We start from the raw sequence: 14,718 nt of genomic DNA on the forward strand, positions 1-14,718 counted from the left end.
TGGCAAGCATAACTGCTGAGGTGGGAATAGTGGGACGCCGACCCGATGTTGTACAGGGCGAAGCCATTCGACGGGTGGACCGTCGCGAAGTCGACAGGCAGAAGGAGAAGTCTATGAGCGCCACTGCCGTCCTGGAGAGAACGGGCGTACCATTGACTGCGATGACCGAATCAGTCAAAGATGCCCCCGAAACCGCCGCCGAGAGGTCGGAGCGTTTCGAGCGGGATGCTCTGGAATATGTCAACCAGCTCTACGCTGCCGCCCTGCGTATGACGCGCAACCCGGCAGATGCGGAGGATCTCGTCCAGGAAGCCTATGCGAAGGCTTACGCGGCCTTCCACCAATACAAACCCGGCACCAATCTCAAGGCCTGGCTGTACCGGATCCTGACGAACACCTTCATCAACAACTACCGCAAGAAGCAGCGCCAGCCCCAGGAGCACGGCAGCGAGGACATCGAGGACTGGCAGATCGCGCAGGCGAACAGCCATTCGTCCTCCGGAGGGCGGTCGGCCGAACTCGAAGCCCTCGACCACCTTCCCGACTCAGACGTCAAGGAAGCGCTGTCGGCTCTGCCCGAAGACTTCCGCATGGTCGTCTACTACGCCGATGTCGAAGGCCTGCCGTACAAGGAGATCGCCGAGATCATGGAGACGCCGATCGGCACAGTGATGTCGCGGCTCCACCGCGGGCGCCGACAGCTGCGGGAGATGCTGGCCGACTATGCCGCCGAACGCGGTTTCGTGAGTCATGAGGGAGGTGCGAATTGAGCAACGAGGGATGCTGCGAAAGCGTCAGGGCCGAGTCTCTGATGCGCATCTACCATTATCTCGACGGAGAGCTGACGACGACGGAGATCCGTGAGATCTCGATCCACCTCGAACAGTGCCCGTCGTGTCACGACGAGTACGAGATCGAAGCGCTGCTGAAAGAGCTTGTGCGTCGTTCATGCAGCCACGACCGAGCCCCGATGGGACTGCGTGAGAAGATCCGCCAACGGATCGCATTGGAGCAGAACTCCTGACTCAAGTCTCGACCAGAGCCTGAGAGCTCCGGGAACAACGAAGGCGGGAAGAGAATCGAATCTCTCCCCGCCTTCGTCTTTCGCCGAACGAATCAGCGAATCATGCGTTTGGACGCTTGCCGTGGTTGGCTTTCTTACGGCGGCGATCGCGACGCTTACGGCCACGCTTGCTCATTGTGCCCTCCTTTGATAGACGGTTAATTGTCTCATGATCGTCCGAGCAGAGCAAAGTCGGGCCAGGTCACACAGTCCGCAGGCTCAGCTGTCGCCGAGGACGTCCTGGACCCCCAGCCAGTTGAACCAGCCGCGATGCAGAACCAGCCAGGCCAGCAGGCCATAGCCTTCCTGCGCCGGCAGATGGTCCCGTGACGAAGCGACCTCGCGCTGCCATACAGGATGGCCGAGGAGGGGAGTGAAGGTGTCGACGTAGGTGATGCCGCGCCTCTTGGCCACGTCCGAGAAGCTGGTGTTGAGCTCGGCGATGCGACGATTGCGATCCCCATCGTGTTCCGGCGGCGGACCGAGCACGAAGGTCGAGACCTTCCGGGCCAGAGCCTCGTCGAGGATATTCGCGACGTCGAGGCGAGCCCTGGCCACCGAACGACCCGAGTCGAGGTCACCGGAGCCCAGCGCCAGCACCAGACGGTTGTCACCGTCGGGCGTGAAACGCAGAGACGCCTCGGCGATCGTGCGCGCATGGAGACCGGCCGAATCCTCGGTGGGCACCGCCAGCGGATACACCTTGAGTTCCGGCACGCTCGGCAGAGTCCTCGCCGTGACTCGACCGACCCACCCGAGGCCACGACCATCGCCGTGGCCGGCGACCAAAGGGCCGCCGACCACGGCGATGGTTGTGGTGATGTCGCTGCTCACCGGCTGAAGATCCGGTCGACGAGTTCCTTCTGCTGAGCCTCGTGGAAGTGCTTGAGCCCGGTCGAGGTGGCCGCCGAGGCCGCACGGGAGATGACCTTGACCTCACGGCCGCCGAGGAGCTCGGGCAGGTGCAGTGCCATGAACGGCCAGGCGCCCTGGTTCTCCGGTTCTTCCTGAGCCCAGACGATCTCCGCGCCGGCCGGGAACCGATCGAGCACGGCGGTGATGGCAGCCTCGTCGAGCGGGTAGAGCTGCTCGAGGCGGACGAGTGCCATCTTCTGGTCGTTGTCCTTTTCGCGCTTGGCCTTGAGCTCCCAGTAGAGCTTGCCGGAGACGAGGACGACGCGCTCGACCTGCGAGGCATCGACGTCCGTATCGTCGATGACGGCTTCGAACTTGCCCGAGGTGAATTCCTCCGGCGAGTTCGCCGCAGCCTTGAGGCGCAGCATCGACTTCGGGGTGAAGACGATGAGCGGACGCTTGTTCGTCGTCGAGGCGTGGCGACGCAGCAGGTGGAAGTACGAGGCGCCCGAAGACGGGTAAGCCACCGTCATATTGTTCTCAGCGCACAGCTGGAGGTAACGCTCGATTCGACCCGAGGAGTGGTCAGGTCCCTGTCCCTCATAGCCGTGGGGCAGGAGCATGACGACACCGGAGTTCTGCTGCCACTTCTGTTCGGAGGAGGAGATGAACTCGTCGATGACGGTCTGCGCACCCTGTGCGAAGTCACCGAACTGAGCCTCCCACGCCACGAGAGCATCCTTGCGTTCGACGGAGTAGCCGTATTCGAAGCCGACGGCCGCATATTCGCTCAGCAGGGAGTCGTAGACCCAGAAGCGGGCCTGATCCTCGGTGAGGTTCTGCAGCGGCGTCCACTCGTTGCCGTTGACCGAATCGATGAGCACGGAGTGGCGCTGGACGAACGTGCCGCGACGGGAGTCCTGGCCGGCCAGGCGCACCGGCACACCGTCCATGAGCAGTGAGCCGAAGGCCAGCAGCTCGGCGAAGCCCCAGTCGATTCCGCCCGAGACCGACATCTCCTTGCGCTTCTCGAGCAGAGCGCGCAGCTTCTTGTGAACAGTGAAGCCCTCGGGGATCTCCGTGAAGGCCTCGCCGATGCGCTGGAGCGTCTCGGGGCTGATGGCCGTCTCGACATCGTTGAAGGTCTCGATATCGCTGGGCTCGTAGGGAGCGTTGAACGCCTCTCCGTCGTAAGGCCCGGTCTCGGCCTCCTTGGTCTCGGCGAAGGCCGATTCCAGCTTCGACTGGTAGTCCTTGAGCGCCTCGGCGGCCTCTTCGTCGGTGATGCACTTCCTGCCCACGAGCGATTCGGTGTAGAGCTTGCGCACCGAACCCTTCTTCTCGATGAGCGAGTACATCGTCGGCTGGGTCATCGACGGATCGTCGCCCTCGTTGTGGCCGCGACGGCGGTAGCACACGAGGTCGATGACGACGTCGCGGTTGAATTCCTGGCGGTATTCGAAAGCCAGGCGTGCGGCCCGGACGACGGCCTCGGGGTCATCGCCGTTGACGTGGAAGATCGGGGCGTTGATCGACTTGGCCACGTCGGTGCAGTAGAACGAGGAACGCGCCGAGGCGGGGGGAGTGGTGAACCCGACCTGGTTGTTGATGATGACGTGGACCGTTCCGCCGGTGCGGTAGCCGCGCAGCTCCGAGAGGTTGAGCGTTTCGGTGACCACACCCTGGCCGGCGAATGCGGCATCTCCGTGGACGAGGACCGGCAGGACGGTGAAGCCCGCCTCACCCTGGTCGACGAGGTCCTGCTTGGCGCGGACGATTCCTTCGAGGACCGGATCGACGGTCTCGAGGTGGCTGGGGTTGGCCGCGACGTAGACTCCGGTCGTGTTGCCCGCCGGCGAGGTGAACGAACCCTGGGTGCCCAGGTGGTACTTCACATCGCCCGAGCCCTGGACGCTGTCCGGGGACATGGTTCCGTCGAACTCGCGGAAGATCTGCGCATAGGACTTGCCGGCGATGTTCGTGAGCACATTGAGACGGCCGCGGTGAGCCATGCCGATGGCGACCTCGTCGAGGCCGGTGTCGGCGGACTGATTGAGGATCTCGTCGAGCAGGACGATCGCGGACTCTCCGCCTTCGAGGCTGAAGCGCTTCTGCCCGATGTACTTCGTCTGCAGGAAGGTCTCGAAGGCCTCAGCAGCGTTGAGGCGACCGAGGATGTGGCCCTGCTCCGAGCGGGTGAGCTCCTGATGCGGGACTTCGATCTTCGACTGGAACCAGCGGCGCTGGACCGGGTCGGCGATGTGCATGTACTCGAAGCCCGTGGTCCGGCAGTAGCTCTCGCGCAGCAGACCGAGGATGTTGCGGAAGGGCATCATCGGCTTCGCACCGAAGCCGCCGGTGGGGAATTCGCGTTCGAGATCCCACAGTGTCAGCCCGTGCTGATTGATGTCGAGGTCGGGGTGGGAGCGCTGACGGTAGACCAGGGGATCGATGTTGGCCATGAGGTGTCCGCGCGTGCGGTAGGCATCGATGAGCTCGATGACGCGGGCGGTCTTGTTGACATCGTCCTGGTCCTCGGCCGAGACGTCGGGAACCCAGCGGACCGGCTCATAGGGCAGGCGCAGGGATTCGAAGACATCGTCGTAGAAGCCGTCTTCACCCAGCAGGTAGCTGTGGACGAGCTTGAGGAACTCGCCCGAACCGGCGCCCTGGATCACACGGTGATCGTAGGTCGAGGTCATGGTCAGCACCTTGGACACGGCCAGGGAGTTGATGGTCTGCTGGCTGGCACCCTGGAATTCGGCGGGGTAGTCGAGCGCTCCGACGCCGATGATGCAGCCCTGGCCCTTCGTCAGGCGCGGCACGGAGTGGACGGTGCCGATTCCGCCGGGGTTGGTCAGCGAGACCGTGGTGCCGGCGAAGTCGTCGGCGGTGAGCTTGCCCTGGCGTGCCTTGTCGACGAGGCCGTCGTAGGCGTCGACGAACTGGCGGAAGGTCAGCGTCTCGGCCTTTTTGACGTTGGGCACCAGCAGGGTGCGAGACCCGTCCTTCTTCGGCACGTCGATGGCGAGGCCGAAGTTGATGTGAGCGGGGGAGATCATCACGGGCTTGCCGTCGCGGACATCGTAGGAGACGTTCTGCGAGGGGAAGTTCTGCAGCGCCCGGATCACGGCGAAGCCGATGAGGTGGGTGAACGAGACCTTTCCACCGCGGGTCCGCTTGAGGTGCGAATTGATGACGATCCGGTTGTCGATGAGCGCCTTGGCAGGCAGTGCCCTGACCGACGTGGCGGTCGGGACTTCGAGCGACTCATCCATGTTCTTCGCGATGAGCTTCGCTGGGCCGCGCAGGGGAGTGATCGTCTCTTCAGGGGCGGGCTTCGGTGCAGTCTCCTTCGGGGTGACCTGCGGCACGGACTTGGTCTCGGCCTTCAGCGTCTCGGACTCGGCCGAGGACGGGGTGACTCCGCGGGATGTCGCCGGCGCTGCGGCAGGAGCAGGGGACTTGGCATCCGACTTCTTCGCGGCCGGCTTCGCCTCCTGCTTGGCGGCGGGCTCGGCAGCGGACTGAGCGCCTCCGCCGTTCTTCTCGTACTTGTCGAAGAAGGGCCACCAGGACTGGTCGACCGAATTCTTATCTGACTTGTACTGCTCATACAATTCCTCGACCAGCCACTCATTCGACCCGAAGTCTTCAACGGTGCGGTTCGGAGTATTGACGGACACGGCGTTGATCGCCTACTTCCTGATTCAAGACTTGCTGCTTAACGACATCTCCAAGCCTAACGTGATGTGCCATCGAATGTGCAGTTAAGGGACAATAGTGTTATGCGTTTCATCTCAAATGACCCGAACACCGATCTCACCTACTCCGATGTGTTCCTCGTCCCGAACTCCTCGGCCCTGACTTCGCGCTTCGACGTCGACCTCACGACAGCCGATCCGACCGGGTCGACGACGCCGCTCGTCGCAGCGAATATGACGGCTGTGTCCGGTCGGCGGATGGCGGAGACGATGGCCCGGCGCGGGGGACTGGCGGTGCTGCCGCAGGACATTCCGCTGACCGCTGCGCAGGAGACCATCGCCTGGGTGAAGAGCCGTGACCGGATCTTCGAATCCGCTCTGCGCTTCGCCCCGGAGGACACTGTCCTCAATGCCCTGCACGTGCTGGCCAAGCGTCCGCACGGCTTCGGCGTCGTCGTCGACTCCGCGGGCAGGCTCGAAGGCATCATCAATGCCGCGGATCTGCGCGGGGTCGACCGCTTCACCTCGGTGTCGGATCTGTTGGACTCCTCACCCCATGTCATCCGCGCCTCCGAAGTCGACTGGGAGGACTCCGCACAGCTGGAGTCCCTCTTCGAATCGATGACGGAGTCCCGGGCGGAGTTCGCCGCTGTCGTCGACGACGAGAACACCGTGCTCGGCAGCCTCACTCCGAAGTCGCTGCTGCGCTCCTCGATCTACACCCCCAACGTCGATGACCAGGGGCGGCTGAAGATCGCCGTGGCCATCGGAGTCAACGGCGCCGCGGTCGAACGTGCCGCGGCCCTGGTCGAAGCCGGCGCCGATGTCCTCGTCGTCGACACCGCACACGGCCATCAGGTGAAGATGCTCGACACGCTGTCGGCGATCGCCGATGCCGAGCTCGGGGTGCCGATCGTGGCCGGCAACGTCGTCACCGCCGAGGGGGTCCGTGACCTCGTCGCCGCCGGTGCCGACATCATCAAGGTCGGGGTCGGCCCGGGAGCCATGTGCACAACCCGGATGATGACCGCCGTCGGTCGTCCGCAGTTCAGTGCAGTGCTCGAATGCGCCGAGGCGGCTCGCGAGTTGGGTGCGCATGTGTGGGCAGACGGCGGAGTCCGCTACCCCCGCGACGTCGCCCTGGCACTGGCGGCCGGAGCCTCGCAGGTGATGGTCGGGTCCTGGTTCGCCGGCACCCACGAATCCCCTGGCGACCTGCTCGTCGACGGCGAGGGCCGGAAGTACAAGGAGAGCTTCGGAATGGCTTCGGCGCGCGCCGTGGCCAACCGCACCCGCACGGAGTCGGCCTTCGCTCGGGCGCGGAAGGGGCTGTTCGAAGAGGGCATCTCGTCGTCGACGATGTACATCGACCCCGCATCTCCGGGAGTCGAGGACCTGCTCGACTCAATCACGTCGGGCGTGCGCAGCTCCTGCACCTACGCCGGGGCCGGTGACCTCCGGGAATTCGCGCGTCTGGCCGCGGTCGGAGTCCAGAGCGCCGCCGGTTACGAAGAGGGCCGACCTGTGTCCGGAAGTTGGTAAGATCTCCTCATGCACAGTGACAGTCCCGGCCGGCGGGAAGCCGGCGCCCCAGATGACGATCCTCACCCCGCGAGGGTCCCACACTTCTTCCGGTCTGCTCAGCAGATCGTCAACGGCGGGGACAGTCACTGATGGAATGGATACTCCTCGCCCTCGCGCTGCTGCTCATCCTCGGCACCGGCGTCTTCGTCGCAGCCGAGTTCTCTCTGCTGACCCTCGACCGCCATACGGCCGATCAGGCGGTCGAGAACGGCGTCGTCGGCGCGAAGACGCTGCGGCGCTCGATGACCCACCTGTCCACCCAGCTCTCGGCGGCGCAGGTGGGCATCACAATCACCACCCTGCTCACCGGTTACCTCATGGAACCGTCCTTGGGCAGGCTGCTGGCGCCGCTGTTCGAGGCCTGGGGCGTCGGTCCCGGACTCGCGGCACCGCTGGCGCTGACCATCGCGCTCATCGTCTCCACCGTGGGATCGATGATCTTCGGAGAGCTCGTGCCGAAGAACCTCGCCATCGCCGTGCCGCTGGCGACCGGCCGCATCGCCGCACCGATGCAGTACGTCTTCTCGATCGTCTTCAAACCGGTCATCGCGGTCCTCAACGGCACGGCGAACAAGATCCTCATGTCGATGGGCATCGAGCCGCAGGAAGAGGGGTCGGTGGGTCGTTCTCCGGAGGAGCTGACCTCCCTCGTGCGTCACTCCGCCGAAGAGGGCGTCCTCGACGAGCAGACGGCGGGCCTGCTGGAGAGGACGCTGAGCTTCTCCGAGCGGACCGCTGAAGACGTGATGACCCCGCGCACACGCATGTCCACGGTGGACAAGGACACCACGGCCCGACAGATCATCGAGCAGGCTCGGGACACCGGATTCTCCCGCTTCCCCGTGGCAGACGAGGACAAAGACCACATCGTCGGCGTCGTCCATGTCAAACAGGCCTTCGCGGTGCCTCCGGGCAACCGCGACGACGCCTATGCAGGAGGGCTGATGACCGAGGTCCGGGAGATTCCGGAGACTCAGCGTCTCGATCCGCTGCTCTTGGAGCTGCGGGCGACGGGCCTGCAGATGGCCGTGGTCGTCGATGAGTTCGGCGGCACTGCCGGAGTCGTCACCCTCGAAGACGTCGTCGAAGAACTCGTGGGCGAGGTCGCCGATGAGCATGATCGGATGCGCGTCGCGGCACGACCGGCTCGCGACGGCTCCTGGATCGTGCCCGGTCAGCTGCGACCCGATGAGATCTCGTCGACGATCGGTGTGACCATTCCTGAGGACTCGGACTACGAGACTCTGGCCGGATTCGTCCTCAAGGAGCTCGGACGGATCCCCGAACCGGGTGACGAGGTCCGCACCGAGGACGCGCGAATCGTTGTCGAAAGGATGCACGGTCGACGCATCGAACGCCTCCGGGTGGTGCTGCGCGCCGCCGACGCAGGAGCATTCGAAACCGGAGGTGAGGCCCGATGAGCGCCGATTGGTTCGGACTGGTCTGGCTGGTTGTTCTGCTGCTGGGCAACTCCTTCTTCGTCGCCGCGGAATTCGCTGTGGTCGCGGCCAAACGCTCACAGATCGAACCGCGAGCGGACGAAGGCTCTGCAGCGGCGAAGACAGCTCTCTATGCGATGGAGCATGTGTCATTGATGCTGGCGATCTGCCAGCTCGGGATCACCGTCTGCTCTCTGCTTCTGGGCAACGTGGCCGAACCGGCCATCCACCATCTGCTCGCCGGTCCGCTCGAAGGCTTGGGCATTCCTGCAGGGCTGTCGTCGACGATCTCGTTCGTTCTGGCACTCGGAGTCGTGACCTACCTGCACGTGGTCATCGGCGAGATGGTGCCGAAGAACTTGGCTCTGGCGGCATCCGGCCAGGCTGTGATGCTGCTGGCGACTCCGCTGGTGTTCCTGGCCCGGGTCTTCGGGTTCGTCATCCGGCCCCTCAACGGCCTGGCCAACGGGGTCCTGCACCTGTTCAAGATCGAGGCCCGCGACGAGGTCAATGAGGCCTACACGATCGAGCAGGTCGAATCGATCGTGGCCGAGTCGAAGCGCGAGGGACTGCTCAGTGATGACACCGGGCTGCTCAAGGGCGCCATCGAGTTCAGCGACAAGACTGCGTCCGACATCATGGTCCCGATGTCCGAGCTCATCACGATCTCGGACAAGGTGACCCCGAACGAGCTTGTGACCCTGGTCGGAAGGACCGGCTTCTCTCGGTACTTCGTCGTCGGTGACGACGGTTATCCGCAGGACTACCTCCACATCAAGGACGTCCTCTACGCGGACACAGAAGAGGCCTTCGACTCTCCTGTGCAGAGCAAGCGCTTCCGTCCTCTGTTCACGGTCACGGCCGATGACGAGGTCGAGGAGGCTCTGGCGCAGATGCAGAAGGCGGGAATCCACGTCGCCCGCGTCATCGACGCGCAGGCGCAGGTGCTCGGCCTGCTGTTCCTCGAGGACGTGCTCGAAGAGCTCGTCGGCGAGGTCCAGGACGCGATGCAGCGGGGACGATTCGACTTCCGCAGCTGAGCATTCCGCAGCGACGGAGCGGTTCGCTTCACCACTCGCCTCGACGGCGGTCTCCGGCAGTACGGAGGCCGCCGTCGACGTGTGGTGCGGACGGTCCCGGAGAAGGCGTTGGGCGCGGAGTCCCATTCGTGACCGACTGTATAACGGTTCGTAACGAAACAGTGATTCAGGACACCTGGAGTAGAGCGCCTGTAGTGGTTCGCGATGACTTATCGTCAGCGAATGACCTGGTCACACGCTGTGTATGAACTGAAGGTGACATTCTGTAACGATGTCGTTATAGTGTTGTGACATAAGCTTTCGGGTGCCCGGCAGAGGGCCTCCACCGCACAATCTTCACCAACAGTATGGAGCACTATGTCGAGTGAGCTCTCGACCGTCGAGGCGCCGTCGGTCCGCCGACGTGATCTGCGCAAGCAGAACGCCTCCACGCAGGTTTCGACGATCAACTCTTCGCCTTCCGTGACATCGCAGTCGCGGAGCAGCGCATCCGCAGCCCTCTCTCCCCGTCGTGCGGCCATGGCCGCCGAGGCCCGCGCCGCAGCGGGCTCACCCCGACGTGCTGCGATGGCCAAGGAGGCTGCGCAGCCGCTGACACCCGCGGGCCATACCTCGACGCTGGCTGCGACTCAGCTGGGCAGGCGCGGTTCCGACGGTTCGCTGCTGCGCTCGGTCCGCCGTCGCCAGGTCACGACCTTCTCTGCTCTGGCCACGGTCTCGGTGACCGGCACCGCCATCGCCGCTGTGATGGTGGCCGGCAACATGAGCGGCAGCCAGGAGGTCAAGGTCGATGACTCCGCCGCGCAGTCCCAGCCGCGTGCGATCAACGCCGAATCGGTCTCCGCCGACATCAAGGTCGACCGGGACGACAAGACTTCGATGACCATCGGCGCCCCCAGCGCCAAGCAGACGAAGGTCGACGCCGCGTCCAGGGCGATCACGAAGACCGTTCTGCCCGGCTGCGACGAAGCCGCGCCGAAGGGCGACGCGAGCAACGGCGAACTGCCCGACGAGTGGCTGTGCGAGATCGGTGTGGGCAACCACAAGCTGCGCTCCGATGCCGCCGTATCGTTTGCGAAGATGAACGCAGCCTTCAAGAAGGACACCGGCAAAGACCTCGCGGTCACCGATTCCTACCGGTCGCTGGAGTCCCAGGTCTCCGTGGCCGCACGCAAGCCCGGGTTCGCGGCCCGCCCCGGAACCTCCAACCACGGTTGGGGCCTGGCCCTCGACCTCGGTGCGGGAACGCAGAACGGCACCGGTGAGCAGTACGAATGGCTCGTCGCGAACGCCGAGAAGTTCGGGTGGGAGAACCCTGACTGGGCCAAGCGCAATTCCTATGAACTCTGGCACTGGGAATACGTTCCCGGCCGCAAGGCCATGAAGGGCGCCTGATCTGCACTGATATCGCTGATCACAGCCCCATGACACCGCGTGCAGTCCTGGCAGGACTGCACGCGGTGTCGTTTTGGGAGGTGGTGCCCAACGGTGATAGAGTGGCATCCGTTGCCCGCGTAGCTCAGTGGATAGAGCGTCTGCCTCCGGAGCAGAAGGTCGTAGGTTCGAATCCTGTCGCGGGCACCACAACACCGCCCATCTCAACTGCTGAGGTGGGCGGTTCTGCATACGCGGTCCGAACGGTCGGTGGTGCAGACAGGATCTAAGGTAGTCGGAGACGAGACCCGGACCGTGATGTGAGGCATGCGATGTCGGAACCTGCTGATGAGCCCGTCGAGACCAGCACGGGGGAGGACGACATCGTCCTCCGTGCGCAGAGTCTGCGCAAGAGCTTCGGCCGCGGCGATACGGCGGTCGAGGCGCTCGACGACATCAGCGTCGACTTCGAATCCGGTCGCTTCACCGCCATCATGGGACCGTCCGGATCGGGAAAGTCGACATTCATGCATGTCCTCGCCGGTCTCGATCGCGTCGATTCGGGCTCGATCATCATGCGCGGCCAAGACATCACTCGTCTCAACGACCGGCAGCTGACCCAGCTGCGTCGCGACCGCGTCGGCTTCATCTTCCAAGCCTTCAACCTCGTCCCGACGCTGAGCGCAGAACAGAACATCGAACTGCCGGTGTCACTGGCCAGGAAGAAGATCGATCGCGAGTGGAAAGCCGAAGTCGTCGAACGACTCGAACTCGGCGATCGCCTCCAGCATCGTCCGCACGAGCTCTCCGGCGGTCAGCAGCAGCGAGTCGCCGTGGCCCGCGCCCTGCTGACCCGGCCGGACGTCATCTTCGCCGATGAGCCCACGGGAAACCTCGACTCCCACGCCGGAGCGGAGGTCCTGTCCCTGCTCGGCCGGGCCACTACCCTGTACGGGCAGACGATCATCATGGTCACCCACGATCCCGTGGCGGCATCCCATGCCGGTCGGGTCGTCCTCCTCAAGGACGGCCGGGCCACGGGTGAAGTCCGACAGCCGACGCGGGAGAGCGTGGTCACGGCGCTGAGCGAACTGAGCTCTCTGTGATCGCAGTCGCTCTCGCGCAGATCCGGATCCACTGGGCCCGGTTCCTCGCAATCGGTCTCGGCATCGCCCTGGCCGCAGGATTCGTGGCGACGACCCTGATCATCAACTCCTCGCTGCAGGACAGCCTCGAACATGCCGTCGGTCGTTCGTTCGAGAACGCCGACCTCGCCGTCATCCCGGACAGAGACGTCTTCGTCGGGGGAGACGAGGCATCCCCGCTGTTGGGACCCCTGTCGGAAGTCGACGGGGTGAGCACTGCGTCTCTGTCGGCCCGCACAGTGACGACCGGCAGAGGCGCTGCATTCTCCGAAAGCTCCTTTGCGCTGTCCCCGGTGCCTGCCGAAGAACGTCTGGACACCTTCGACATGGTCTCGGGCCAGCGACCGGACGCCAGAACGGACCTCGTGCTCGACACCCGCACGGCACGCGACCTCGACGTCGGCATCGGTGATGAGATCCGGTTCACCGTCGACGCCGTCCCGGTGGGCAGCGGAGACGATGACATGCCCGTCTATCGGGGGCCGAGCCAGAGCAGCGTCACCTTCTCCGTCGTCGGCATCGCCGAGCTGAGGCAGGATCCGGCGCTGCCCGGAGCCACTCGGGCACTGACGACCGCCGCGGGCTACCAGGAGTACTTCGCCCAGCAGGGTGATGTCATCGCCATTCAGATCGCCCTTGAAGACGGTGCGGACCCGGAGACGGTGCGATCACAGCTGCAGAGGGCCATCGACGAATCGGAGCTGGACGGCAGTCTCGAGGCGCTCACCGTGGACGACGCCGTGAGCGCGAAGACGGATCGGCTCTCCGGCGGCAATGTCGTCGTGACCGGTTTCCTGCTCGTATTCGCTGGAATCTCCGTCATCGTCGCCATCCTCGTCGTCTCCAACACCTTCTCGGTCATCGTCGCCGGGCGTCGTCGCGAATTCGCACTGCTGCGTTGCCTCGGCGCCACCCGCGTGCAGATGTACGCCTCCGTCGTGGCCGAAGGGCTCTTCGTCGGATTGCTCGGATCGATCTTCGGTGTCCTCGCGGGGATCCTCGTCAGTCGCGGACTCATGGCCGCCGCGGTGCGGTACTGGCCGGCGGAATTCCCCTACGACACGCTCACGATCCCCGTCTCCGCTCTGATCAGCGGCATCGTCGTGGGTGCCGTGCTGACGATCGTGGCCACCATCCGCCCGGCTCGCAGCGCCATCGCAGTGACACCGCTCGAAGCACTCCAGCCCTTCGATGTCTCCATCTCGCCGAGAACTCGCGCCCGACCCCGCCACCTCGTCGGCTTCGGCCTCATCGGCCTGGGCGCACTTCTCGTCATCGTCTCCGTCTACGCCGTGTCGACCACCGAGTTCTGGATCCTCGGAGGTGCGCTGGGCGGGGGCCTCGTGGTCACCGGACTGGTCATCAGCTCCGCGAAGATCATCCCGCCGGTCGTCGCGTGGGCGGGGGAGGTGCTGTTCAGCCCCTGGGGCGTGCCCGGGCAGCTGGCGACCTTGAACACGCTGCGCAATCCGCGCCGCACCGCGGCCACGGCCACGGCGCTCATCATCGGTGTGACCCTGGTGGCGACGATCCTCGTCGGCGGCATGTCGACGAAGGCGACGCTCAGCCACGGACTCGACCAGCGCTATCCCGTCGACATCTCCGTGCCGCTGTCCGGCCTCGTCGACGATGATGAGCTCGACGAGGTGCGCGAGATCCCGGGCGTGTCCACAGCGGTCATCGCCCACCGCGCCGAGGCGGTCGAGGATTTCAAGGGCTCCCGTCCGGAGATCTTCGTCCTCGACCCGGACAGCGCCGACACCGTGCTCGGCGACGCGGCGGCCGACATCGTGTCCGGACGGGTCACCGTTCCCGAGGACTACAGCTCTGCCACCGTGCGGGTGAAAGGGCTCACCGAGATGAGCGTGCCCGTGCACAGGGAGGGTCTCTCCAGCCTGGCGTTCTTCACCACTCCCGAGGTCGGCAACGACCTCGGGATCTCGGCGACGACGACGGCTGTGCTCGTCCGCCTCGACGAGGACGTCGACGTCGACGAGATCGCACGCATCCGCCAGTCCGTGGCCGAGGCACTCGACGTCTCCAGCGAGGAGGTCGGCGGCTCCGCCGTCGCTCGGGGCACCTATTCCGAACTCATCGACGTCATGCTCGCCGGTGCCGTGGCCCTCCTCTTCGTCTCCGTGGTCATCGCGCTCATCGGCGTCTCGAACACGGTCAGTCTCTCCGTCATCGAACGCCAGAGGGAGAACGCGCTCATGCGCGCGCTGGGCCTGAGCATCTCGCAGCTGCGGACCCTCCTGGCGCTCGAAGCGGTGCTCATCTCATCGGTGGCTGCGCTGCTCGGGCTCGTCCTCGGCAGCGCCCTGGGCATCGTCGGCACACGCTTGGTCACTCATGACTACTCCACCGACCTCATCGTCGACGTCTCCGTCATGTCCTTCCTCGGCATCCTCGGGGTGGCGGTCATCGCCGGGATCCTCTCCGCTCTGGCACCGGCCAGGCGGGCGTCACGGCTCTCACCTGTCGAAGGGCTCAAACTCGACTTCTGAAGCGGGC

10 protein-coding genes and 1 tRNA gene are annotated in these 14,718 nt (G+C 64.9%); 9 read left to right on the plus strand and 2 right to left on the minus strand.

What is annotated here, in order from left to right; genetic code table 11:
* Positions 1-113 precede the first annotated feature (113 nt).
* Together HF684_RS08135 and rsrA are read left to right on the plus strand one after the other, a co-directional pair.
* Positions 114-770 (plus strand): sigma-70 family RNA polymerase sigma factor, encoded by a 657-nt coding sequence (locus HF684_RS08135; protein WP_348981444.1) that lies wholly within the window; start codon positions 114-116, stop codon positions 768-770.
* On the plus strand, positions 767-1,024 hold the full coding sequence (gene rsrA, locus HF684_RS08140) for a mycothiol system anti-sigma-R factor (protein WP_025776939.1): 258 nt from the start codon (positions 767-769) through the stop codon (positions 1,022-1,024). Before HF684_RS08135 ends, rsrA begins: the two co-directional genes overlap by 4 nt.
* A gap of 258 nt (positions 1,025-1,282) precedes the next feature.
* On the opposite strand, the gene HF684_RS08145 is transcribed toward rsrA, so the two are convergent.
* Both HF684_RS08145 and HF684_RS08150 read right to left on the minus strand, forming a co-directional pair.
* The gene (locus tag HF684_RS08145; protein WP_169252092.1) at positions 1,283-1,897 is read right to left on the minus strand and encodes a GDSL-type esterase/lipase family protein; all 615 of its coding nucleotides are present in this window, start codon (positions 1,895-1,897) and stop codon (positions 1,283-1,285) included.
* The gene (locus HF684_RS08150; protein ID WP_169252093.1) at positions 1,894-5,604 is read right to left on the minus strand and encodes a multifunctional oxoglutarate decarboxylase/oxoglutarate dehydrogenase thiamine pyrophosphate-binding subunit/dihydrolipoyllysine-residue succinyltransferase subunit; all 3,711 of its coding nucleotides are present in this window, start codon (positions 5,602-5,604) and stop codon (positions 1,894-1,896) included. The genes HF684_RS08145 and HF684_RS08150 overlap by 4 nt, the downstream gene beginning before the upstream one ends.
* Positions 5,605-5,706: 102 nt before the next feature.
* On the opposite strand from HF684_RS08150, the gene HF684_RS08155 reads away from it, so the two are divergent.
* The 7 genes from HF684_RS08155 to HF684_RS08185 all read left to right on the plus strand — a co-directional run bounded on the left by HF684_RS08155 (position 5,707) and on the right by HF684_RS08185 (position 14,711).
* Positions 5,707-7,164, plus strand: coding sequence for a GuaB1 family IMP dehydrogenase-related protein (locus HF684_RS08155; protein ID WP_169252094.1), 1,458 nt, complete (start codon positions 5,707-5,709; stop codon positions 7,162-7,164).
* Positions 7,165-7,295: 131 nt separating this feature from the next.
* Entirely contained in the window at positions 7,296-8,627 is a 1,332-nt protein-coding gene (locus HF684_RS08160) for a hemolysin family protein (protein WP_169252095.1), read from the plus strand.
* Positions 8,624-9,685: a hemolysin family protein gene (locus HF684_RS08165; protein WP_169252096.1), complete on the plus strand. Its 1,062-nt coding sequence runs from the start codon at positions 8,624-8,626 to the stop codon at positions 9,683-9,685. The genes HF684_RS08160 and HF684_RS08165 overlap by 4 nt, the downstream gene beginning before the upstream one ends.
* A gap of 357 nt (positions 9,686-10,042) precedes the next feature.
* On the plus strand, positions 10,043-11,080 hold the full coding sequence (locus HF684_RS08170) for a M15 family metallopeptidase (protein ID WP_169252097.1): 1,038 nt from the start codon (positions 10,043-10,045) through the stop codon (positions 11,078-11,080).
* Between the two features lie 113 nt (positions 11,081-11,193).
* Positions 11,194-11,269: transfer RNA gene (locus HF684_RS08175), tRNA-Arg, on the plus strand.
* A 122-nt stretch (positions 11,270-11,391) separates the two neighbouring features.
* The gene (locus HF684_RS08180; RefSeq protein ID WP_169252098.1) at positions 11,392-12,165 is read left to right on the plus strand and encodes an ABC transporter ATP-binding protein; all 774 of its coding nucleotides are present in this window, start codon (positions 11,392-11,394) and stop codon (positions 12,163-12,165) included.
* Positions 12,162-14,711 carry an FtsX-like permease family protein gene (locus HF684_RS08185; RefSeq protein WP_169252099.1) on the plus strand — a complete coding sequence of 850 codons (2,550 nt, stop codon included), beginning with the start codon at positions 12,162-12,164 and terminating at the stop codon, positions 14,709-14,711. The genes HF684_RS08180 and HF684_RS08185 overlap by 4 nt, the downstream gene beginning before the upstream one ends.
* The last annotated feature ends 7 nt before the right edge of the window (positions 14,712-14,718 follow it).

This window comes from Brevibacterium sp. 'Marine' (genome assembly GCF_012844365.1).
In the GTDB taxonomy this organism is placed as follows: Bacteria; Actinomycetota; Actinomycetes; order Actinomycetales; family Brevibacteriaceae; genus Brevibacterium.